Genomic DNA, 22700 nt, shown 5'->3' with positions numbered 1-22700 from the left:
CTGCAACGCAGGACGAGCCTCGAGGGACGCCGGCCCGGCTGCATCCCCGGCCGCTCATCCTTCGAGGCTCGCCAAGCGCCGCTTCGCGTCGCATGGCTCGCACCTCAGGATGACGGGTCTGTTATGGCGTCCTCGCGGAAACAATCGAACGATCGTGCGAGCTACTTCGACCGCTGCACCGCCGGCTTGTCGCACTCCTGCCTCGCCGCCGACAGGTTTTGTGCGGTGTTGATCAGCGCGATGTGGGTCAGGGCCTGCGGGAAGTTTCCGGTCTGGCGCCTGGCGCCCGAATCATACTCTTCGGCCAAGAGCCCGACATCGTTGGCGATGCCGACCACGCGGTCGAGCAGGACCTGCGCCTTATCGAGATCGCCGGCCAGCACATGGGCATCGGCGAGCCAGAGACTACAAGCCAGGAATGCGCCTTCGATCGGTTGCTTCTCCCCGGAGACCTCGCGCGGATCGTGGCGCAAGACAAAACCGTCGCGCATCATGCGCTTCTCGACAGCCGCGATGGTGCCGCGGATGCGCGGGTCATCCGGCGGCAGAAAGCCGACGGACGGCAGCAACAGGACGGATGCATCGAGCATTTTCGAGCCGTAGGACTCGACGAAGGCGTTCTCCTCCGCGTCAAATCCCCTGTTGCAGACGTCGCGGTGGATGGCCTCGCGCAGGGCGCGCCAGTGCAAGAGCGGCGCCTTGAAGCCAAACGTCTCGGCGCTCTTGATGCCGCGGTCGAAGGCGACCCAGGTCATCACCTTGGAGAAGACGTAGTGCCTGGGCACTCCGCGCCGCTCCCAGATGCCGTGGTCGGGCTGGTCCCAGACCTCGGCGAGATGCTGGAGCACCGCGCATTCCAGCGCCCAGGTCGTCTCGTCGTCCAGCTTGAGCTTCGCCATGCGCGACTGGTGGAAGGCGTCGATCAGCTCGCCATAGACGTCGAGCTGAAGCTGCGCATGCGCGGCATTGCCGACGCGCACCGGCTGCGCGCCCTCATAGCCGTCGAGCCAGCCGGCCTCCCATTCCAGCAGCCGGCGCTGGCCCCAGATGCCGTACATGATCTGCATATTCGCCGGCGAACCCGCCGCCGCACGCAGCAGCCAATTGTGCCAGGCCAGGGCTTCCTCGGTATAGCCCGAGTTCATCAGCGCCAGCAGCGTGAAGGTGGCATCGCGCAGCCAGCAGAAGCGGTAGTCCCAGTTTCTCGCGCCGCCGAGCTTCTCCGGCAACGAGGTGGTGGGCGCGGCGACGATGCCGCCGGTCGGAGCGAAGGTCAGCGCCTTCAGGGTGATCAGCGAGCGCATGATCAGGTCGCGATACTCGCCGTCATGCGTCGAGCGGCTGCACCAGTCCTGCCAGAATTTTTCGGTGTCCTGGAGCGCGGTCTCCGGATCGATCGGCTCAGGCGGATCGAGATGCGAGGGGCCGTAGGTCAGCACGAACGGCACGGTCTCGCCCGCCCTCACCTCGAAATCGGATACGGTGGTGAGATCCTCGCCGCGGGTCTCGACCGGGGTGCGCAGCACCGTCATGTCCTGCCCTGCGACCGCCAGCAGCGAATGATCGATCCGCCGCACCCAGGGAATATCGGCGCCGAAGCCGAAGCGGATGACGAGCTCCATCCGCATCTTCACCGTGCCGCTGATGCCGCGCACCAGCCGCACGATGTCGGAGGCCTTGCCGCGCGGCGGCATGAAGTCGATCAGCGCGACGATGCCGCTCCCGGTTTCGAAGCGCGTTTCGAGGATGAGGGTGTCGCCGAGATAGCGGCGCGAGATGCGCGTAACGTCCTCGCCCGGCGCGATCAGCCAGCGGCCGTTTTTGTGGCTGCCGAGGATGGCGGCAAAGCAGGCGTCCGAGTCGAAGGCCGGCCAGCACAGCCAGTCGATCGAGCCGTTGCGCCCGACCAGCGCCGCGGTCTCGCAGTCGCCGATCAGCGCATAGTCTTCGATCTTCTGTGACAATGTGTTGCGAGCCTAAAGAACCCCGCGGGATCAACTCCCGCCGATCAGTGAACGTTCCCGGGTCGCGGCCTTCAAAGCTGCGAGATCGACCTTCTCGGCGATCTTGTCGAGCGCGACCGGAAGCCGCTGGCGCCAGTTCGGATGCTCGTCGATCGTGCCGGGAATATTGGGCTGGTCGAGCACGCCGAGCAGATCCTCCATCGAGACCGCCATCAGCCGCGACGGCGTACGCGACAGGAAATCCAGCACCGAATAGAGATCGTTGGCGGTGATGCCGTTCTTCCGCAAAATCTCGTCGAGGGCGCCGAGCGCATCCCAGCGCGCCTTGTCGTCCTCGCCGGGATCGAGCCCGAGCGAGAGCTTCACCTTGAGATCGCTGAAGGTGCGCCAACCGGCATAGGTGCAGAGGTCGTGCGTGTTCAGCGTCACCAGCGCGTTCGGCCGGTAGAAGTCGATGTTGCGGAAATGGCCGGCATCGTCGCGCTCGAACATCATGACGAGGTAGGACCAGATGCCGAAATCCTGCATGGTCTCGCGGAAACCTTCCGGCACGGTGCCGAGGTCCTCGCCGATCACGATGCATTTGTTCGCCACGCTCTCGCGCGCGATGGCGCCGAGCAGCGCCTCGAACGGCATCTGCACATAGGCGCCGTTGTCGGGCTTGAAGCCGCGCGGCACGAGGTAAAGCCGCTTCAGCCCAAGGACGTGATCGATCCTGATAGCACCGGCATGGCGCATCGAGGCCGCCAGCATGTCCGCGAACGGCACGAAGGACTGCGCTTCGAGGCCGCCGGCATTGAAGCCGGCGAGGCCCCAATCCTGCCCGACGGTGTTGAGCACGTCGGGCGGCGCCCCGACGGCGAGATGGCGGGAGATCGCCGCCTGCTCGTTCCAGGCATCGAAGCCGTTGGACTGCACGCCGACCGCGACATCGAGATAGAGCCCGACACGCATGCCGAGCTGGCCGGCCAGCTCCTTGGCGGCATGCAGCTGGCTGTCGGCCGTCCACTGCACGAACTCGACGAACTCGATCTCGCGCTTGTCCGGGCCCTTGCGCAACTCCGCGCATTTGGCGTCATCCGGCTGCTGCCATTCCGCCGGCCATTCCCACCACGGCGACACAAAGCGATGACGCAGCACCTCGAAGCAGGCAAAGCGCGATAGCAACGGGGCGCGCTCGGCGCGGAAGGCGTCGAACTGATTGCGGCGGACGCCGGTCGCGCTTTTCACGAAGCTGTCAAAGGCGGCGCGCAAGGCCAGCCATTTCAGCGCCGCCATGTCGGCATAGGGCACCCGATCGCCTTCGCGCAGGCGCGCGGCGGTCGCCGCGGCGTCGGGCACGAGGTCCGCGGAATATTCCGGGATCGCCTCGACGTCGATATAGAGCGGATTGAGAAACAGCCGGCTGTTGGGCGAATAGGGACTGCAATCGGCCGGATGGTTGTCGAACAGGACATGGAGCGGATTGAGCCCGACGCCGTCGGCCCCGAGCTGCTTGGCCAGCCGGACGAGACCGGCGAGATCGGTGAAATCGCCGATGCCCCAATTTCGGTCCGAGCGGACGCTGTAGAGCTGCACGGCGAGCAGCCAGCCGCGGTCGAAATCGCCGCCGAAGGCGCGCTCGGGTGCCACGATCATGGGCACGTCCTCGGTCGCACCTTCGGCATCGGTCAGTGTCAAACGGTGATAACCGAGCGGCAGGTCGGCGGGCCATGCGATCACGGGCTCGCGCGTCTCGCCCTGCGCAATCAAATTACCGTTGCCGGTAATTGTCCATTTCAGCGGCGGCGCGCCGATAGCCGCCAGTTCGGTGCGCGCATGCCTCAGGGCACGCATCACCACCGGCCCGTTGACGAAGCGGTAAACCCGCTTCTCCGGCAGGGCATCGAGGATGGATTTGAGCGCCTCGGGCGCGGTGACCCGCATCTTTCCCAGGGCGTCAACGAATTCGGACTGAACGCCCTTGATCCGGGCTTGAGCTAGAAGATCCATTCGGCACGCAGCTTGCAGGCCATGATTTGGCCGGTGACATCAATTTTAGTGAGGTCGCGGAAGACGTTAGTCAGGGTTAACTCGCAAACCGCACCTGCCGTTCCCCGGGGAACCAATGACACACAAGCGGCTTTCTATATAGGTACCAAGCGTAGGTTCCCGACAAGGGAAACGGGCCCCTGCACTCTTGTCAATGGCATCACCGTGAACAAGACAATTCAAACTGTCGAAAGTGCCGCAGCCGGCGGTGCTTTCCTCATCGAAGACATCTATCCCCTGATCGACGGCGGCCGCTTCGCCGTGAAGCGGATCGCGGGCGAGCGTGTCGAGGTCTGGGCCGACATCTATCGCGACGGCGACGCCGTGATCGGCGCTGCGCTGATCTGGCGGGGGGAGCAGGACCGGGAATGGCGGAGCGAGCCGATGATTCCGCACGGCAATGACCGCTGGTCCGGCGCATTCACGCCCGTCGAGCCCGGCCAATATGTCTACGCCATCGAAGCCTGGACCGACGAATTCGCGACCTGGTCGCACACCGTCGCGCGAAAACAGCGCAGCGGCGCCGATGTCAGCCTCGATGCGATCGAGGGCGCAGGCCTGCTGACCAAGGCACATGGCGCGCGGCAGGATGCCGCCGCCGTCATCGTCAGGCAATGCGAGGATTATCTTCAGAGCGGCGATGTCGCCCCGCTGCTGGCCGACGATCTCGGCGAGGCCATGGCCGAGAGCCAGTCGCGGCCCGACCTGACCCGCTCGCCAAACCTCCCGCTGATCATCAACCGCGACAAAGCGCGCTTCGGCGCCTGGTATCAGATGATGCCGCGCAGCCAGGGCGCGGTGCCGGGCCGGCACGGCACACTGCGGGACTGCATCGCGCGTGTGCCCGATATCGCCGCGATGGGCTTTGACGTGCTTTATTTCACGCCGATCCACCCGATCGGCAAGACCCGCCGCAAGGGCCGCAACAACGCATTGGTGGCAACCGCAGGCGATCCCGGCTCGCCCTACGCGATCGGCTCAGCCGAGGGCGGACACGAGACGCTGCATCCCGAGCTCGGCACCATCGAGGACTTTCGCGCGCTGGTCGCGACCTGCCTCGAATACGGCCTCGAGATCGCGCTCGACTTCGCCGTGCAGTGCTCGCCGGACCATCCTTGGCTGACGCAGCATCCGGAATGGTTCAAATGGCGGCCGGACCGCTCGGTGCGGACGGCGGATGGCCCCTATTCGGACATCGTCATCCCCGATTTCGCTTCGGTCGATCGGGCCGGACTGTGGAACGCGTTCCGCGACGCCATGCTGGTCTGGATCGACCACGGCGTCACCATCTTCGCCATCGACAATCACGACACCGCGCCGCTGCCGTTCTGGGAGTGGCTGATCGACGACATCCGCCGCCGGCACCCCGAGGTGATCCTGTTCTCCAAGACCTTTGCGCGGCCGAGATTGATGAAGGGCCTGGCAAAACTCGGCTTTGCGCAATCCTTCAGCCACTTCCCCTGGCGCACCACGAAGTGGGAGCTGGAGCAGTATTTTGGCGAGCTGACGCGTTATCCCGAGCGGGACTTCTATCGGCCGAACCTGTTCACGAGCACGCCGGACCTGCTGCCCTATCATCTCCAGAGCGGCGAGGCCTGGGCGTTCAAGTCACGCCTCGCGCTGGCCGCGACGCTGTCGGGAAGTTACGGCATCTACAGCGGTTTCGAGCTGCTGGAGCACGACGCCGTCCCCGGCCGCGAAGAATATCTCGACTCGGAGAAATACCAGATCAAGCAGCGCGACTGGGACAGGCCCGGCAACATCAAGCCCTACATCGCCGCGCTGAACCGCATCCGCAACGACAATGCGGCCCTTCAGCAGACGGCGAATTTGCGCTTCCTCGGCATCGAGGACGGCGAGACGATCGCCTTCGCCAAGGAGGCGGCCGATCCGGCCAACACCGTCGTTGCGGTCATCGCCCTCTCGCGCCATATGCGCGAAGTCTGGTTGCCGCTCGGCGATCTCACCATCGACCTTGGCGGCGAGCGTCGCCACGTCACGACAATCGAAAATCTCCTCACCGGCGAACAGTCCCGCATCGAATGGGGCGGGATCAAATTGCGTATCGATCCCGACCGCGATCCGGCGCTCCTGTTCCGCTGCCTGGCGTAAGAGGCGCACGCCATGAATGTATTGTCTTCCGTCGATACCAAGAAGGCCGAGGCTGCCGAGGTCGTGGATGAGCTCTGGTACAAGGACGCCATCATCTACCAGCTCCACGTCAAGGCATTCGCCGACAGCAACAATGACGGCATCGGCGACTTCACCGGACTGACTGAGAAGCTGCCTTATCTCCAGGAGCTTGGCGTCACCGCGCTGTGGCTGCTGCCGTTCTATCCCTCACCCGGCCGCGACGACGGCTACGACATCGGCGACTACGGCTCGATCAATCCCGATTTCGGGACGATGAAGGACTTCAAGCGCTTCATCCAGGAAGCGCAGAAACGCGGCTTGCGCGTTATTACCGAGCTGGTCGTCAACCACACCTCCGACCAGCACAACTGGTTCAAGCGCGCCCGCCGCAGCCCGGCGGGATCGAGCGCCCGTGACTGGTATGTCTGGAGCGACACCGACCAGAAATACCAGGGCACGCGGATCATCTTCACCGACACGGAGAAATCCAACTGGACCTGGGATCCGGAAGCCGGCGCGTTCTACTGGCACCGCTTCTTCTCGCACCAGCCTGATTTGAATTTCGACAATCCGCGGGTGGTCAGCGCCATCATCCAGGTGATGAAGCGCTGGCTGGACGCCGGCGTCGACGGCTTCCGGCTCGACGCCATTCCCTATCTCTGCGAGCGCGAGGGCACCTCGAACGAGAACTTGCCGGAGACGCATGCCATCATCAAGCGCCTGCGCCAGGAGCTTGATTCCTACTCCAAGGGCAAGCTGCTGCTCGCCGAGGCCAATCAATGGCCGGAGGACGTGCAGGAATATTTCGGCCGCGGCGACGAGTGCCACATGGCCTACCACTTCCCGCTGATGCCGCGCATCTACATGGCGATCGCGCAGGAGGACCGCTTTCCGATCACCGACATCCTGCGCCAGACGCCTGACATTCCGGCAAGCTGCCAATGGGCGCTGTTCCTGCGCAACCATGATGAGCTGACCTTGGAAATGGTCACCGACGTCGAGCGCGACTATCTCTGGACCACCTACGCCAACGATCCGCGCGCCCGCATCAATGTCGGCATCCGCAGGCGGCTTGCGCCGCTGATGGACAATGACCGCCGCAAGATCGAGCTGATGAACTCGCTGCTGCTGTCCTTCCCGGGCACGCCGATCATCTATTACGGCGACGAGATCGGGATGGGCGACAACATTTATCTCGGCGACCGCAACGGCGTGCGCACGCCGATGCAGTGGAGCCCGGACCGCAATGGCGGCTTCTCGCGCGCCGACCCCGCCCGCCTCTACGCGCCGCCGATCATGGACCCCGTCTACGGCTACGAGTCCGTGAACGTGGAAGCACAGTCGCGCAGCCTGTCCTCGCTGCTCAGCACCACCAAGCGGCTGATCTCCGTGCGCAAGTCGACGCTCGCCTTCGGCCGCGGCACCATGACCTTCATCCGCCCGGCCAACCGCTCCGTGCTCGCCTATGTCCGGCAGTATCGCGGCGAGGTCATCCTCTGCGTCGCGAATCTTTCTCGCGCCGCGCAAGCGACCGAGCTCGATCTGTCGCCGTGGAAGGATCGCATTCCGCAGGAAATGCTCGGCCGCAGCCGCTTCCCCGCGATCGGCGAGCTGCCCTACATGATCACGCTGGGGCCGTATGGTTTCTACTGGTTCCAGCTCCAGGAGCGCGACAAGTCCGAGCCGGTGGTGCCGCGCGCGGTGCCGGAATTCGAGACGCTGGTGGTGCCGGTCAATTCGAACTGGGTGTCGCTGGCGCGCGAGCGCGGCGTGTTCGAGCGCGAGGTGCTGCCGGGCTTCCTGTCGCGGACGCGCTGGTATCCCGAGCACAATCCCAAGCACATCAAGGCCACGCTGACCTCGGCCGTGCCGTTCTGCGACATCGGCGACAACCGCCCGTGGATCGCATTCTTCGAGGCGGCACAACAGGACACCGCAGCGCCCCGCTACGTGCTGCCGATGCAGATCGAATGGGTGCGGTTCGACCGCGAACGCTTCAACCCGAAGGCGCTCGCCGCCGTGCGCCAGGGCGCGCGCGAAGGCACATTGCTGGACGTTGCGACCGACCAGATCTTCATCGGCCTGTTCCTGCGCAACCTCTCGCAGAACCTGGTCGTGGAGGAAAACAGTCTGCGGCTGGACTTCAAGGCCACCAGCCGGTTCGCCGACTACACCATCAAGGAACCGGGACGCATCCGCGCGATCGAGCAATCGAACAGCACCGCGCTCGTCGACAACCTCTATGTCGCGAAAATCTACCGCCAGCTCGAAAGCGGCATCAATCCCGAGATCGAGATCGGCTCTTACCTCACCGAGATCGCCCGCTTCGCCAACGCGCCGGCGCTGCTCGGCAGCGTCGAGCTGGTCGAGGGCGACCAGCGCAGCGCGCTCGGCGTGCTGCACGCCTATGTCGAGAACCAGGGCGACGGCTGGGCCGTCACCATGGGCTATCTCGACCGCTATATCGACGAGCAGCGGCTGGTGTCGGTGGGCGAAGCGCCCCGCGAGACCCAGGAGCAGGCGCCGTACCTGCACTTCATGGCGCAGATCGGCCGGCGGCTTGCCGAGCTGCATGTCGCTCTGGCCGCGGCAAAGCCCGATGACCTCGCGCCGGAGCCGATCGGTCCGGCCCATGTCAAGCGCTGGACGAGCGATCTCAAGGCGCGGGCCGAGCGGGTGTTCGAGCGGCTGGCCGACAGCCGCGACGGATTGCGGGAGCCGGACCGGCCGCTGATCGACCAGCTCTCCGCGGTGCGCGCAACCCTGCCCGACCACCTCAATGCGCTCTTGCCATCCGGCATCGCCGGGTTGAACATCCGTCATCATGGCGACTTCCGCCTCGGGCAAACTCTGATCGTGAAGGACGACATCTTCATCATCGACTTCGACGGCGATCCGCGCCTGCCGCTGGCCGACAAGCGGCGCAAGCTGCCGGCCGCGCGCGACGTCGCCGGCCTGATCCGCTCGATTGATCTTTCGGTTAACGCCGCACTTAACCGGGCGCTCTCGGGCGGGACCGAGGAGCAGGGCCGGCTCACGGCCGCGCTCGACGAATGGCGCGGGCACGCCACCGCGACCTTCCTGGCCGCCTATCGCGAGGCCATGACCGATCGCCGGTTGTGGCCCGACGACGCGCGCGCCGCGGATGGCATGTTAAGGTTTTTCCTGCTTGATCAAGCCTTCGACGAAGTAGAGTACGAGCTGTCCCACCGGCCGGATGGGCTCCATGCGCCACTGACTGGACTGCTTCGCATTCTGTCCAATGAGAGCGAAGCCCATGCCTAAATTACCCGCCGAGGCCTACGCGATCATCGAGGGGCGTCACTCCGACCCCTTCCATTATCTCGGGCTGCATCCCGAGGGCGGCAAGAGCGTGGTGCGCGCCTTCCTGCCCGAGGCTTCCAATGTCGAGGCGGTTGGCGAGCATGGCGAGGTCGCCCGGCTTGATCGCGTCCACGATTCCGGCCTGTTCATCGGCGCCCTTCCCAATGGCTCCAAGCGCTACCAGCTGCGCGCAAAATTCGGCAACGAGATCGTCGAGTTCGAGGACGCCTATCGCTTCCCGCCGATCCTGACCGACTTCGACCTCTATCTGCTCGGCGAAGGCACCCATCAGCGCCTCTACGACAAGCTCGGCGCGCATCCGATGCGATTGGACGGCATCGACGGCATCGGCTTCGTGGTTCTGGCGCCGAATGCGCGGCGCGTCTCCGTGGTCGGCGACTTCAACTTCTGGGACGGGCGTCGCCATCCCATGCGGGTGCGCGGCGGCGGTTACTGGGAATTGTTCGTTCCGCACGCGAAGAACGGCGATCATTACAAGTTCGAGATCATTGGCCCGCATGGCCATCTGCTCCCGCTGAAATCCGACCCCCTGGCGTTCGCGAGCGAGGTCCGCCCGAAGACAGCCTCCATCGTCTTCGACGAGGCGCATCTCGCGCGCCCGCGCCCCGCCCCCGACGGCATCAACGCGTTGTCGGCGCCGATGTCGATCTACGAGGTCCATCTCGGCTCGTGGCGGCGCAAGGGCGACAATGAATGGCTCACCTATCGCGAGCTGGCCGAACAATTGCCGGCCTATGCCCGCGACATGGGGTTCACCCATCTCGAATTCCTCCCCGTTAGCGAGCATCCGTTCGACGGCTCCTGGGGTTATCAGCCGACCGGGCTGTATGCGCCGACCAGCCGGTTCGGCACGCCGGAGGATTTTGCCGCGCTGGTCGATGCCTGCCATCGCGAAGGCATCGGCGTGCTGCTCGACTGGGTGCCCGGCCACTTCCCCGACGATCCGCACGGACTTGGCCAGTTCGACGGCACCTCCGTCTACGAGCATGCCAATCCGCTCCAGGGCCGCCACCTCGACTGGGGCACGCTGATCTACAATTACGGCCGCACCGAAGTGACCAACTTCCTGGTGTCGAACGCGCTGTTCTGGCTGGAGCGCTACGCGATCGACGGGCTGCGCGTCGACGCGGTCGCGTCCATGCTCTATCTCGACTACAGCCGCCCGCCCGGCGCCTGGATTCCGAACCAGTATGGCGGCCGCGAGAACATCGAGGCGGTCGCGTTCCTACGCCGCTTCAACACCGAGCTGTTCGCCCGCTTCCCGCAGGCGACCACGGCGGCGGAGGAATCCACCGCATGGCCGCAGGTGTCGCGCCCGGTCGAATTCGGCGGGCTCGGCTTCGGCTACAAGTGGAACATGGGCTGGATGCACGACACGCTGAACTACATCAGCAAGGATCCCATCCACCGCAAGCATCATCACGGCGAGATCCTGTTCGGACTGCACTACGCCTTCTCTGAAAACTTCATCCTGCCGCTCTCGCATGACGAGGTCGTGCACGGCAAGCGCTCGATCCTCGGCCGCATGCCCGGCGACGAATGGCAGCGCTTTGCGAATCTGCGCGCCTATTACAGCTTCATGTTCGGCCATCCCGGCAAGAAGCTGCTGTTCATGGGTGCCGAGATCGCGCAGAGCCGAGAATGGAATCACGACCAGTCGCTCGACTGGCACCTGCTCGACTATAAATTTCATTCCGGCATCCAGTCCCTGATCCGCGACCTCAACCGGCTCTATCGCGCGGTTCCGGCGCTGCACCAGATGGACTGCGACCCGGCCGGTTTCGAATGGCTGATCACCGACGATGCCAACCGCAACGTGTTCGCCTGGCTGCGCAAAGGCATTGACGAGCACGCGCGATGCCTCGTCATCGTCAACTTCTCGCCCAACGTCTACCAGAACTACCGCGTTCGCGTGCCCTTTGCCGGCAAGTGGAAAGAGGTGTTCAATTCGGACTCCGCCCATTATGGCGGCAGCAATGTCGGGAACATCGGCGAGGTCCAGACGGTTGAGGGCAAGACGCCCGAGCTCCGCCTCACCATTCCGCCCCTCGCGGCGATCTTCCTCGTTCCGGAAAGCTGACATATGCGCCTGACTGCTGGATCGCCCGCACGCCTCGGTGCAAGCTGGGACGGACGCGGCACCAATTTTGCGCTGTTCTCCGCCAATGCGCAGAAGGTCGAGCTCTGCCTGTTCGACACGCAGGGACGCCGCGAGCTCGAACGCATCGAGCTGCCCGAGCGTACCGAGGACGTCTGGCACGGCTATCTCAACGACGTCTCGCCGGGGCAGCTCTACGGCTATCGGGTGCACGGCCCCTACGAGCCCGAGCACGGCCATCGCTTCAACGCCAACAAGCTGCTGCTCGACCCCTATGCCAAGCGGCTCTCGGGGCGGCTGGTCTGGAGCGATGCGCATTTTGCCTATCGCACCGGAAGCCCCCGCGAGGATTTGTCGTTCGACCGGCGCGACAACGCGCGCGGCATGCCGAAGGGCGTCGTCGTCGACGAGACCTTTAACTGGGGCCGCCGCGAGATCCGCCCCAACATCCCCTGGGAAGACACCATCATCTACGAAGCCCACGTCAAGGGCCTGACGCAGAAGCGCGACGACGTTCCGCCGAATTTGCGTGGCACTTACGGCGGGCTGTCGTCACCGGCGATGATCGAGCACCTCAAGAAGCTCGGCGTCACCACGATCGAGCTGCTGCCGATCCACGCCTTCGTCGATGACCGGGTGCTGGTGGAGAAGAAGCTCGCCAATTACTGGGGCTACAACACGCTGTCCTTTTTCGCGCCGGAGCAGCGCTACGCCCAGGATAATGCACTCGACTCCTTCCGCACCACCGTGGCGCGGCTGCACGATGCCGGCATCGAGGTGATGCTCGACGTGGTCTACAACCACACCGCCGAGGGCAACCATCTCGGCCCGACGCTGTGCTACCGCGGCATCGACAATGCCTCCTATTACTGGCTGAACCGCGAGAACCCGCGCTATTACGACGACTTCACGGGTTGCGGCTCGTCGGTAAACCTCACCCATCCGCGCGTGCTCCAGATGGTGATGGACAGCTTGCGCTACTGGGTCGAGGTCTGCCATGTCGACGGCTTCCGCTTCGACCTCGCGACCACGCTCGCGCGCGGACCGAACGGTTATGATCGCGGCATCTCGTTCCTGACTGCGATCCGGCAGGACCCGGTGCTGGCAACGGTCAAGCTCGTCGCCGAGCCGTGGGATCTCGGGCTCGGCGGCTACCAGGTCGGCGCATTCCCCTCGCAATGGTCCGAGTGGAACGACCGCTATCGCAGCGCCATGCGCCGCTACTGGAGCGGCGAAGGCAGCCTGATCGGCGACGTCTCCAGCCGCATGACGGCGTCGTCCGACCTGTTCAATCACGACGGACGGCGGCCGCGCGCCAGCATCAACCACATCACCGTGCATGACGGCTTCACGCTCGCCGACCTCTTCAGCTATAACGAGAAGCACAACGAGGCCAATGGCGAGGACAACCGCGACGGCTCCAACGACAACCACAGCAACAATTGCGGTGTCGAGGGGCCAACCGACGATCCGAATATCCTCAGCCTGCGCCGGCAGCTGCGCAAGAACGTGCTGGCTTGCCTGATGCTGGCGCAAGGCATTCCGCTGCTGCTTGCCGGCGACGAGGTCGGCAATACGCAGTCCGGCAACAACAACGCGTACTGCCAGGACAACGAGGTGGGCTGGGTCGGCTGGGACAATCTCGGCAACGACGGCGAGGACATGGTCGATTTCGTCGCCCAGCTCGCCGATATCCGCCGCCGCTTTTCGCAGCTTCGCAGCCACCGCTGGCTCGACGGCCGTCCCAAGGACGGCATCTCCTACGGTGCGCTGTGGCTGACGCCCGCCGGCGACGAGATGACGGAGAACGACTGGAAGTTTCCGGAAGGGCGGTTCCTCTCCTATGTGATGGGACCGATGGAACCGGGGAGCGCGGCGATCTTTATCGTATTGAACGCCGCCCCCGAAGAGATCGCATTCAAATTGCCAAAGATGCCCGAATACAAGAGCTGGCAGCAGATCCTGAACACGACGGATGCCAAGCTGAACAGCGTTGATTTCCTGCCCGGAAGCGACAGCAAGGCGCCGCCGCGTTCCGTGCTCGCTTTCGCGGGGGCGCTATGAGGCCGTCCTTCGGCGCGAAGCCGACCAAGGACGGCGTGTCGTTCCGCTTGTGGGCGCCAGGCGCGCGCCGAGTCGATCTGCTGCTCGACCGGCGGCACGCGATGCAGCGCCGGCAGGATGGCTGGTATGTGGCCGACATCGCCGGGCTGCCAATCGGCAGCAATTACAAGTTCAGGATCGACGACGAGATCGACGTGCCTGATCCCGCGTCCGCCTTCCAGCCCGAGGACGTGTTCGGCCCGAGCGAGGTGATCGATCACGATGCCTTCGACTGGCGCGCGAAGGATTGGCGCGGCCGTCCCTGGGAAGAGACGGTGCTGATCGAAACCCATGCCGGCACCTTCACTGCGGAAGGCTCCTACCGCGCCATGATCGACAGGCTCGATCATCTCGCCGCCACCGGCATCACCGCGCTGGAATTGATGCCGCTGGCCGATTTCGCCGGCCGCCGCGGCTGGGGCTATGATGGCGTGTTGTGGTACGCACCCGACAGCGCTTACGGTCGGCCCGAGGATCTGAAGACGCTGATCGACGAGGCGCATCTGCGCGGGCTGATGGTGTTTCTGGACGTCGTCTACAATCATTTCGGCCCCGAGGGGAATTATCTCGGCCGCTACGCGCCGACCTTCTTCACCGACGCGCACACGCCCTGGGGCAGCGCGATCGACTATCGCGTGCCGCAGGTGCGTGCCTTTGCGGTCGAAAACGCGCTGTCGTGGCTGACCGACTACCGCTTCGACGGCCTGCGGCTGGATGCCGCCAACCACATCCTCGCGAGCCCCGGCGAGCAATCGATGCTGCACGATCTCAGCGTCGCCGCCGGCGAGCTTGCCAAGGCTACCGGGCGTCACATCCATCTCGTGCTGGAGAACGGCGACAATCGCGCCAGCCTGCTCGATGCCGCGCAGGATCCGCCGAACGGCAAATATCGCGCGCAGTGGAACGACGACTATCACCACGTCTGGCATGTGATGCTGACCGGGGAACTGGCCGGCTATTACGCCGACTACCAGACGCCGCGCATGGACCTCGCGCGTGCGCTCGCCGCGGGCTTCGTCTACCAGGGCGAGATCTCGGAATTCTGGGGCAAGAAGCCGCGCGGCGAGGCAAGCGGCGAGCTGCCGCCGGCGACCTTCGTCAACTTCCTGCAGAACCACGACCAGATCGGCAACCGGCCGCTCGGCGAACGGCTCGAGAGCCTGGCATCGCCGCAGCAGATCGAAGCCGCGCTCGCCGTCACCCTGCTCGCGCCGATGGTACCGATGCTGTTTCAGGGGGAGGAATGGGGCTCGACCGCGCCCTTCCCGTTCTTCTGCGATTTCCAGGGCGGGCTTGCCGATGCCGTGCGCAAGGGGCGCAAGCAGGAATATGCCTGGGCTTACGAGAAATACGGCGACGAGGTGCCCGACCCGCTCGATCCCGCGACCCTGCAATCGGCCGTACTCGAATGGACTGGCCGCACGCCGGAGCAGGACAAGCGGCTCGCTTTGGTGCGAGAGCTGCTCGCACTCCGCAGCAAGGAGATCGCGCCTCGGCTGAAAGGCGCCAGTTTTGGCGATGCGGAGGCCGCCGATAACGGCCTGCTGACTGCGCATTGGCGCATGGGCGACGGCAAGACGCTGCGCCTGATCGCGAATCTTTCGGACAAGGACATCGCGCCTCCCGACGGCGCAACTGGCACGGCGATCTGGAGCAACGCAACCGGCGACCGGCTCCGGCCGTGGTCGGTGGTCTGGCATCTCGGAGGTTGACATGCCTCCCGCCGTTCCTGTTGCGACCTACCGGCTTCAGCTCACCGCGGATTTCGACTTCGACAAGGCCGCCGCGGTCGTGCCCTATCTCAAGTCGCTCGGTATCACGCATCTCTATGCTTCGCCTGTGATGAAGGCCCGCAAGGGCTCGACCCACGGCTACGACACCGTCGATCACAACCAGTTCAATCCGGAGCTCGGCGGCGAAGTCGGCTTTGCGCGGCTGAGCGAGGCACTGATCAAGCACGACCTCGGTCTCATCATCGATTTCGTGCCAAACCATGTCGGCGTTCACTTTGCCGACAATCCCTGGTGGCTGGACGTGCTGGAATGGGGACCCGCCTCGCCGCACGCAGTCGCCTTCGATATCGACTGGGATCTCCTGCCCTACCGCACCCGCGGCGGCGTGCTGCTGCCGATCCTCGGCGCATCCTACGGCGAGGCGCTGGAGCGTGGCGACATCGAGCTGCGCTACGATGCGGACGAAGGCAGTTTTTCCGCCTGGTACTTCGAGCATCGCCTGCCGATCGCGCCGGAGCGCTATGGCGAATTGCTGCGCATGATCGTGAAAGAGGCGGATGCGGGCGAAACGGAAGCGGGACGGCGGCTGTTGTCGCTCGCGGCACGCTATCCGGGCCTGCGGCGACCCAACCGCAAGGAGGCGCCAACCTTCAAGGCTGAGCTCAAGGACATCGCCGGCGGCGCCGACATCATCACGCACGGCCTTGCCGCCTATCGCGCGGCCAGGGATCGTCCGGCGCAGACGCTGGCACTGCATCACCTGCTGGAGCGCCAGCACTACAAGCTCGGGCACTGGCGGCTCGCCTCCAGCGACATCAACTATCGCCGCTTCTTCGACGTGAACGGGCTCGCCGGCCTTCGCGTCGAGGACGCCAGCACGTTTGCCGCCACGCACCGGCTGGTGAAGCAGCTCGTTGCCGACGGCAGGCTGCAAGGTATCCGCCTCGATCACATCGATGGCCTGCGCGATCCCGCGCAATATTGCCAGCGCTTGCGCCGGCTGGTGCGCGACGCCCAAGGCAACACAAAGCCGTTCTATACCGTGATCGAGAAGATCCTGTGCGAGCACGAGCGCCTGCCGCACTTCGCCGGCGTCCAGGGCACCACGGGCTATGAGTGGATGAACGTCATCACCCAGGTGCTGGTCGATGCAAAAGGGCTGGAGGCGCTGGACGAGACCTGGCGGCAGATCAGCAACCGGCCGCCGCGGCTTGCGCCTTACGTCAAGGACGCCAAGCGGCGCGTGCTGGAGACGCTGCTGACATCCGAATTCACCGTGCTGACGCGCCTGCTCGCGCGCATCGCCAACGGGCACTATTCGACCCGCGACTTCTCCGCCGACAGCCTGCGGCAGGCGCTGGAATTGTACGTGCTGCATTTCCCGGTCTATCGCACCTATTTGACCCACAGCGTCCCGACCGCACTCGACCGCAAACTGATCGACGACACCATCGCGGGCGCCCGCGCGGAGTGGTTCGCCGCGGACGAAGGCATTTTCGACTTCCTGCGCGACGCCCTGACCATGGACCTGCTCAAGCCCGGCCGCCCGCCGCACAGCGCGCCGCGCGTGCGCCGCTTCGCGCTGAAGGTGCAGCAGTTCACCGGGCCAATGATGGCAAAGTCGCTGGAGGATACCGCGTTCTATCAATTCCACCGGCTGCTGGCGCTGAACGAGGTCGGCGGCGATCCGGCGAGCAACGGGCTCGCCATTCCCGCCTTCCACGAGGCGATGCGGGCGCGCGCCAAGGAATGGCCGCGGGGGATGACGGCGACCGCCACCCACGACACCAAGCGCGGCGAGGATGCCCGCGCGCGGATCGCGGCGCTCAGCGAGATCCCGGGCGAATGGACCAGCGCGGTTGCGCGCTGGAAAGTGCTCAATGCGCCCCACCTTGCACTCAACGGCCATCTGCGCGCGCCATCGGCGACGTTCGAATACATGCTCTACCAGACCCTGCTCGGTGCCTGGCCGCTTGAAGGGCCGGATGCCGGCTTCGCCGAGCGCATCCAGGCCTATGCGCTGAAGGCCGCGCGCGAGGGCAAGGAGGAGACCAGCTGGCTCAATCCGCACGAGGCCTATGAGAGCGGCATCGCGAGCTTCATCGCCAGGATCCTCGATCCCGCGCTGTCAGGCGAATTTCTGGAGGCGATGCAAACCCTGGCCCGCCGCGTCGCGTTGCTCGGCGCCCTGAACTCGCTGAGCCAGCTGACGCTCAAGGCCACGCTTCCGGGCGTACCCGACTTCTACCAGGGCACTGAATTCTGGGACCTGTCGCTGGTCGATCCCGACAACCGCCGCCCGGTGGATTTTGCCGCACGCAGCACGACACTGACGTCGCTGGAAGCGCCGGACTGGAGCGGTCTGATCAAGCGCTGGCCGGACGGCCAGCTCAAGCTGGCCTGGACGCGACATCTTCTCAAGCTGCGCAACGGGCTCGCCGAAATCTTCGCCCAAGGCGACTATCAACCGCTCGAGGTGCGCGGCGCACATGCCGACCATGTCATTGCGTTCGCACGCCGCCACGGCCGCACTGCCGCGATCGTCGTCGCCGGACGCCAGTTCGCACCGTTCACGCAAGCCGGCCGTGAATGGCCTGCGCTCGAAGGGTTTGACGCAACCATCGACATCAGCGGCTACACCGCGCCGGGCCTCGCGAGCAACGAGCTTCCGGTCGCACAGGCGTTCCGTGATTGTCCTGCGGCCGTCATCGAAGCCCGCGCCACAGGCGCCATCAAGTCTGTGCCGCAGCGCACGGGCGCCTGAGGCCTATTTTCCTTCGTCCTTCGTCAGCAGCAATTGCCCGCGCTTGCGGATGGTTGCCTGCGCCATCTCGGCGAATCGCTGCAACAGCCACGGCAGTACCACCTCCACCTTGACGTGGTCGTCGGCGACATCGACCTGGCCGCTCGCAATCTGCCCCATGGCGCGGATGCGAAAGTTCATGGTGTCGCCGCTCCAGCGCTCCTCCTCGACCTGCATCACGGGAATGCTGGCCGCCGCGCGGCCGAGCCCGGTCTTGAGCCGGCGCACCGCCTCCTCGCGGCCGAGCTTATGCGGAATGGAAACGACTAGCGGTGCTGACATGACCCGGGCCCGTGCTGATTGATTCTCACATAGTCATGCCGCCCGGAACGGCAAAGGTTCCATGCAAGTTGGTTGTGCAACCGCTGTTTCATCGCCGGAACTTTAAAACCTGCGGCAAGTTGCCCTCGCACCACGGGACAGGTGCAAGCAACCCTTTCAACAAAGGGCTGGAGGAGATTAACATGTCTATCGGTACGATCATTCTGATCATTCTGGTCATCGCGCTGCTCGGCGGCTTCAGCGGCATCGGCGGCGGCCCGTTCTACGGCACCGGCTATTACGGCGGCGGCGGCCTCGGACTCGTCATCGTCATCCTGCTGATCTTGCTGCTGCTCGGACGGATCTAGGCGAGATCTCGTAGGGTGGGCAAAGGCGCGAACGCGCCGTGCCCACCTTTTCGCCGCAGCAAAGACGGTGGGCGCGCTTCGCTTTGCCCACCCTACTTCTTTTTCCCCGCCAACTTCTTGATCGCGGCCTTGATCGACGCCGCCGCATCGTCATAGCCCTCCCACGCCTTCGAACGGGCCAGCAGGCCCGGCACGGTCCGCACCGTGTAGCGCTTCGGATCGAGATCGCCCTTCACCTGCGCCCAGGTCACCGGCATCGACACCGTCGCGCCGTCGCGCGCACGGGGCGACAGCGGCGCCACAGCGGTCGACAGGCGGTCATTGCGCAAATAGTCCAGGAAAATCTTTCCGTGGCGCAGCTTCTTGGACATGTTGAGCAGATAGCGCTCGGGATCTTCATCAGCCATCCACTGGCAGACGCCTTGCGCAAACGCCTTAGCTTCCTTCCAGCTGACCTTGTCGCGCGCGCCGTGCAGCAACGGCACCACGACGTGCAGGCCTTTGCCGCCAGTGGTCTTGCAGAAGCTTTCCATGCCGATGCCAGCGAGGCGCTGCCGCATCTCCTTCGCCGCCTCGACCACATCTGCGAACTCGACATCAGGCGCGGGGTCGAGATCGAACACCAGCCGGCCCGGCGTATCGTAATCAGCAGGCGCGCAATTCCAGGGATGCAGCTCGAGGCCGCCGATCTGCGCGACCGCGGCAAGACCCTCGACACGGTCGATCTGCAGGTACGGCTTGCGATCGCCAGAGACCTTTGCGAGTTCAAGCAGGTTCGAGCTGCCCGGCATGGCATGGCGCTGGAAGAATTTTTCGCCGCCGATGCCATCGGGCGCACGCAGGATCGAGCAGGGGCGGCCCTTGATCTGCTCGATCATCCACGAGCCGACCGCCTCGAAGTAACGCGCAAGATCGAGCTTCGTGACGCCCTCGCCGTCACCGCCATCCGGCCACAGCTCCTTGTCCGGTTTTGAGATCGGGACGCCCATCACCTCGGCGGTGCCGGCGTCTTTCTTCCTTCCGGACTTTGCAGGGACGCGCCTTCTGGCAGAAGGCCTGGCAAGCTTGGTATCGGCCGGTGTCTCTGCCTCGACCTCCTCGGCCGGCTTGTCCTGCCGCAATCCTTTGAAGGCGGCCTGGCGGATGTTGCCGTCCGCGGTAAAACCGGCGAATTCGATCTCGGCCACGAGCTCCGGCTTCAGCCAGTGCACGTCGCGCGTCTTCTTGGGCGCGTTCTTGCCGCCGAACGGGTTTTCGCTGGACGCAGCCTCCTTCAGGAACGGCATGATGCGCTTGACCTTGTCGGCACCAAAGCCGGTGCCGACCATCCCGACAAAGGCCAGGTGATCGCCGCGGTGGACACCGGCCATCAGCGAGCGGAATTTTCCCGCCGTCGTCTTCCAGCCGCCGATCACGACCTCATGGCCGGCCCGGCATTTGGCCTTGGTCCAGCTCTCGGTGCGGCCGGAACGATACGGCGCATCCAGCTTCTTGGACACGATACCCTCGAGTTCGAGCTTGCAGGCGGATTGCAGCACGGCGTCGCCGCCGCTCTCGAAATGCTCGACATAGCGGATCTGGCTCGCCTTCTTCCTGCGCGCCTCCAGCAGCTCCTTGAGCCGTGCCTTGCGCTCGCCGAGCGGCAGCCGGCGACAATCGAGGCCTTCGGCAAACAGCAGGTCGAAGGCGAAAAAAATCAACTCCTCGGTCTTGCCGTCCGACAGCGCGGCCTGAAGCGACGAAAAATTCGGCGCGCCATTGTGGTCGAGCGCGACGATCTCGCCGTCGACCATGACGTCAGGCAGCGAGTTCGCCTCCTTCGCGATCGCTGCGAACTTGTCGGTCCAATCGAGCCCCTTGCGCGTTCTGAGCGTCGCCTTGCCATCCTCTATTCGGAGCTGCACCCGGTAACCATCGAACTTGATCTCATGGCACCAGCCATCTCCGGAGGGCGGACGCTCGACCACCGTGCAAAGCTGCGGTGCGACGAAGTCCGGCATCGCGGCGACCTCTTTGGCGGTCGTCGCCGTCGTTGTCTTCTTCCCGGCCTTCCGGGCCTTCAACGCCGCCCGCGGTGCCGGCTTGACCGTGCGCTCTTTCGGCTCCTCGGCGCGGTTGGACTGCCAGACCGCATCCGCCTTTGTCCTGGCACCCTTCGCCAGCATGAACGGCTTTGGCGCACGCCCCTTGCCATCGGCGATCTGTGCCATGGCGCGACCGGAGGCCACCGACTTGTCCCTGCCGAGGATATCCTCACCCTCGCTGGCATACTCGTCGCGATGCTTGATCAGGAGCCAGTTGGTGCGCTTGCCGCCGGTGCGGTCGTTGCGCATGCGGACCAGCACCCAGCTTCCATGCAGCTTCTCGCCATGCAGGGTGAACTTCAGATCGCCTTTCTTGAACCCGGCTTCGGGATCGTCCGATTCCCACGTGCCGCGGTCCCACAGCATCACCGTGCCGCCGCCGTACTGCCCCTCGGGAATGGTGCCTTCGAAATCGCCGTAGTCGAGCGGATGATCCTCGACCTCGACTGCGAGCCGCTTGTCGTGCGGATCGAGCGAGGGTCCTTTCGTCACCGCCCAGGACTTGAAGACGCCATCAAACTCGAGCCGCAAATCGTAATGCAGCCTGGTCGCGTCATGCTTCTGGATCACGAACCGCCGCTGCTTCGAGGGCGCAACTGCCGTCTTGCCCGACGGCTCCGGTGTCTTCTCGAAGTCGCGCTTCTTTCTGTAGGTGGAGAGCTTTTGCAGCACGACCGGTCCCGCTTCTCTTTCGGCATTCAGCCTATCACGGCAAAAGTCCCGCCCGGAACCAAAACCCCGCAGCCCGGTTGGAGTTCCTGAAAAGCCTTGAAATCACTGGAGAATGCAATGGCTCCCCGCGCCTATTGGAAAGGGACGCTGAAACTGTCCCTCGTGAGCTGCCCGGTCGTGCTCTATCCCGCCACGACATCGGCCGAGAAGACGCGTTTTCACATGATCAACCGCGAGACCGGCAACCGGCTGAAGCAGCAGATGGTCGATTCCGAGACCGGCGACGTCGTCGAGAGCGATCAGAAGGGCCGCGGCTACGAGCTGCGCAAGGGCAAATATGTCGAGATCGAGCCGGACGAGCTCGAAGCGGTGCAGATCGAGAGCAACCACACCATCGACATCGAGAGCTTCGTGCCGAGCGAGGAGATCAACCAGCGCTACCTCAACCACCCCTATTATATCGCACCGGATGGCAAGGCCGCGATCGACGCCTTTGCGGTGATTCGCGACGCCATGAAGGACCAGGACCGCGTGGCGCTCGCCAAGATCGTGCTCACCAACCGGGAGCACATCATTGCGATCGAACCGCTCGGCAAGGGCCTGCTCGGCACCACGCTGCGCTATCCTTACGAGCTGCGCGACGAGGACGAGTTCTTCGAGGATATCAAGAGCCCGAAGATCACCAAGGACATGGTCGAGCTCGCAGGTCACATCCTGCGCACCAAGGCCGCGCATTTCGACCCGTCGAAATTCAAGGACGACTACGAGACCGCGCTGAAGGCGCTGGTGAAGCGCAAGGCGAGCGGCAAGACAATCGAGCTGCCGGAGCCGGAAGAGCGGCCGAGCAACGTCGTCAGCCTGATGGATGCGCTCAAGCAGAGCCTGAAGGGACGCGGCGGGAAGAAGACGGCGGCGAAGTCCCATGCGCGCCGGGGTACTGGGCGGCAGCGAGCAGCAAAGAAGACGCACCGGTCGACGGCGCGGCACCGGAAGGCGGGGTAATTTTACTCCGTCATTGCGAGCGTAGCGAAGCAATCCAGGATCTTTCCGCGGAGACAGTCTGGATTGCTTCGCTGCTGTTCAGCCCGAACACATAGCTTACACC

At 64.7% G+C, this 22700-nt stretch carries 12 protein-coding genes; 8 read left to right on the top strand and 4 right to left on the bottom strand.

All coding sequences use genetic code 11. The features are described from left to right. Positions 1–161: 161 nt before the first annotated feature. Together PMI42_RS28940 and malQ are read right to left on the bottom strand one after the other, a co-directional pair. Positions 162–1964, bottom strand: a complete 1803-nt coding sequence (locus PMI42_RS28940; protein ID WP_008141026.1) for a glycoside hydrolase family 15 protein — start codon at positions 1962–1964, stop codon at positions 162–164. A 30-nt stretch (positions 1965–1994) separates the two neighbouring features. Next, positions 1995–3956: a 4-alpha-glucanotransferase gene (gene malQ, locus PMI42_RS28935; RefSeq protein ID WP_008141023.1), complete on the bottom strand. Its 1962-nt coding sequence runs from the start codon at positions 3954–3956 to the stop codon at positions 1995–1997. Positions 3957–4160: 204 nt separating this feature from the next. Between malQ and PMI42_RS28930 the strand changes: the two genes are divergently transcribed. Genes PMI42_RS28930 through treY form a run of 6 tightly spaced genes read left to right on the top strand, consistent with a single transcriptional unit; the run spans position 4161 to position 18171 of the window. Further along, positions 4161–6107 carry a maltotransferase domain-containing protein gene (locus PMI42_RS28930; RefSeq protein ID WP_035966963.1) on the top strand — a complete coding sequence of 649 codons (1947 nt, stop codon included), beginning with the start codon at positions 4161–4163 and terminating at the stop codon, positions 6105–6107. 12 nt (positions 6108–6119) lie between these two features. Further along, positions 6120–9413: a maltose alpha-D-glucosyltransferase gene (gene treS, locus PMI42_RS28925; protein ID WP_008141018.1), complete on the top strand. Its 3294-nt coding sequence runs from the start codon at positions 6120–6122 to the stop codon at positions 9411–9413. Beyond that, entirely contained in the window at positions 9406–11553 is a 2148-nt protein-coding gene (gene glgB, locus PMI42_RS28920) for a 1,4-alpha-glucan branching protein GlgB (protein ID WP_008141016.1), read from the top strand. Before treS ends, glgB begins: the two co-directional genes overlap by 8 nt. Before the next feature lie 3 nt (positions 11554–11556). Then, entirely contained in the window at positions 11557–13635 is a 2079-nt protein-coding gene (gene glgX / locus PMI42_RS28915; protein ID WP_008141014.1) for a glycogen debranching protein GlgX, read from the top strand. Then, positions 13632–15386, top strand: a complete 1755-nt coding sequence (treZ, locus tag PMI42_RS28910) for a malto-oligosyltrehalose trehalohydrolase (RefSeq protein WP_008141012.1) — start codon at positions 13632–13634, stop codon at positions 15384–15386. The genes glgX and treZ overlap by 4 nt, the downstream gene beginning before the upstream one ends. Position 15387: 1 nt before the next feature. Beyond that, positions 15388–18171 carry a malto-oligosyltrehalose synthase gene (gene treY, locus PMI42_RS28905; protein ID WP_008141010.1) on the top strand — a complete coding sequence of 928 codons (2784 nt, stop codon included), beginning with the start codon at positions 15388–15390 and terminating at the stop codon, positions 18169–18171. A gap of 3 nt (positions 18172–18174) precedes the next feature. Here the strand turns inward: treY and PMI42_RS28900 are convergent, their stop codons facing one another. After that, on the bottom strand, positions 18175–18492 hold the full coding sequence (locus PMI42_RS28900; protein WP_008141008.1) for a polyhydroxyalkanoic acid system family protein: 318 nt from the start codon (positions 18490–18492) through the stop codon (positions 18175–18177). 182 nt (positions 18493–18674) lie between these two features. On the opposite strand from PMI42_RS28900, the gene PMI42_RS38170 reads away from it, so the two are divergent. Beyond that, positions 18675–18839, top strand: a complete 165-nt coding sequence (locus tag PMI42_RS38170; protein WP_007595743.1) for a DUF3309 family protein — start codon at positions 18675–18677, stop codon at positions 18837–18839. Between the two features lie 92 nt (positions 18840–18931). Here the strand turns inward: PMI42_RS38170 and ligD are convergent, their stop codons facing one another. Then, positions 18932–21595 carry a DNA ligase D gene (ligD, locus tag PMI42_RS28895; protein WP_008141000.1) on the bottom strand — a complete coding sequence of 888 codons (2664 nt, stop codon included), beginning with the start codon at positions 21593–21595 and terminating at the stop codon, positions 18932–18934. Between the two features lie 117 nt (positions 21596–21712). Here ligD and ku point away from each other — a divergent pair, with 117 nt between their 5' ends. Continuing rightward, positions 21713–22597, top strand: a complete 885-nt coding sequence (gene ku / locus PMI42_RS28890) for a non-homologous end joining protein Ku (RefSeq protein ID WP_008140997.1) — start codon at positions 21713–21715, stop codon at positions 22595–22597. The last annotated feature ends 103 nt before the right edge of the window (positions 22598–22700 follow it).

This window comes from Bradyrhizobium sp. YR681 (assembly GCF_000282615.1).
Taxonomy (GTDB): Bacteria; Pseudomonadota; Alphaproteobacteria; order Rhizobiales; family Xanthobacteraceae; genus Bradyrhizobium.
Note: the sequence above shows the minus strand (reverse complement) of the source record. Positions and strands in the feature narration are given on the sequence as shown.

What these genes read in the sequence shown, in the direction of transcription:
- malQ (WP_008141023.1), bottom strand. Translation starts at nt 3,956, where the DNA reads ATGGATCTTCTAGCTCAAGCCCGGATCAAGGGCGTTCAGTCCGAATTC.
- treS (WP_008141018.1), top strand. Translation starts at nt 6,120, where the DNA reads ATGAATGTATTGTCTTCCGTCGATACCAAGAAGGCCGAGGCTGCCGAG.
- glgB (WP_008141016.1), top strand. Translation starts at nt 9,406, where the DNA reads ATGCCTAAATTACCCGCCGAGGCCTACGCGATCATCGAGGGGCGTCAC.
- glgX (WP_008141014.1), top strand. Translation starts at nt 11,557, where the DNA reads ATGCGCCTGACTGCTGGATCGCCCGCACGCCTCGGTGCAAGCTGGGAC.
- treZ (WP_008141012.1), top strand. Translation starts at nt 13,632, where the DNA reads ATGAGGCCGTCCTTCGGCGCGAAGCCGACCAAGGACGGCGTGTCGTTC.
- treY (WP_008141010.1), top strand. Translation starts at nt 15,388, where the DNA reads ATGCCTCCCGCCGTTCCTGTTGCGACCTACCGGCTTCAGCTCACCGCG.
- PMI42_RS28900 (WP_008141008.1), bottom strand. Translation starts at nt 18,492, where the DNA reads ATGTCAGCACCGCTAGTCGTTTCCATTCCGCATAAGCTCGGCCGCGAG.
- PMI42_RS38170 (WP_007595743.1), top strand. Translation starts at nt 18,675, where the DNA reads ATGTCTATCGGTACGATCATTCTGATCATTCTGGTCATCGCGCTGCTC.
- ku (WP_008140997.1), top strand. Translation starts at nt 21,713, where the DNA reads ATGGCTCCCCGCGCCTATTGGAAAGGGACGCTGAAACTGTCCCTCGTG.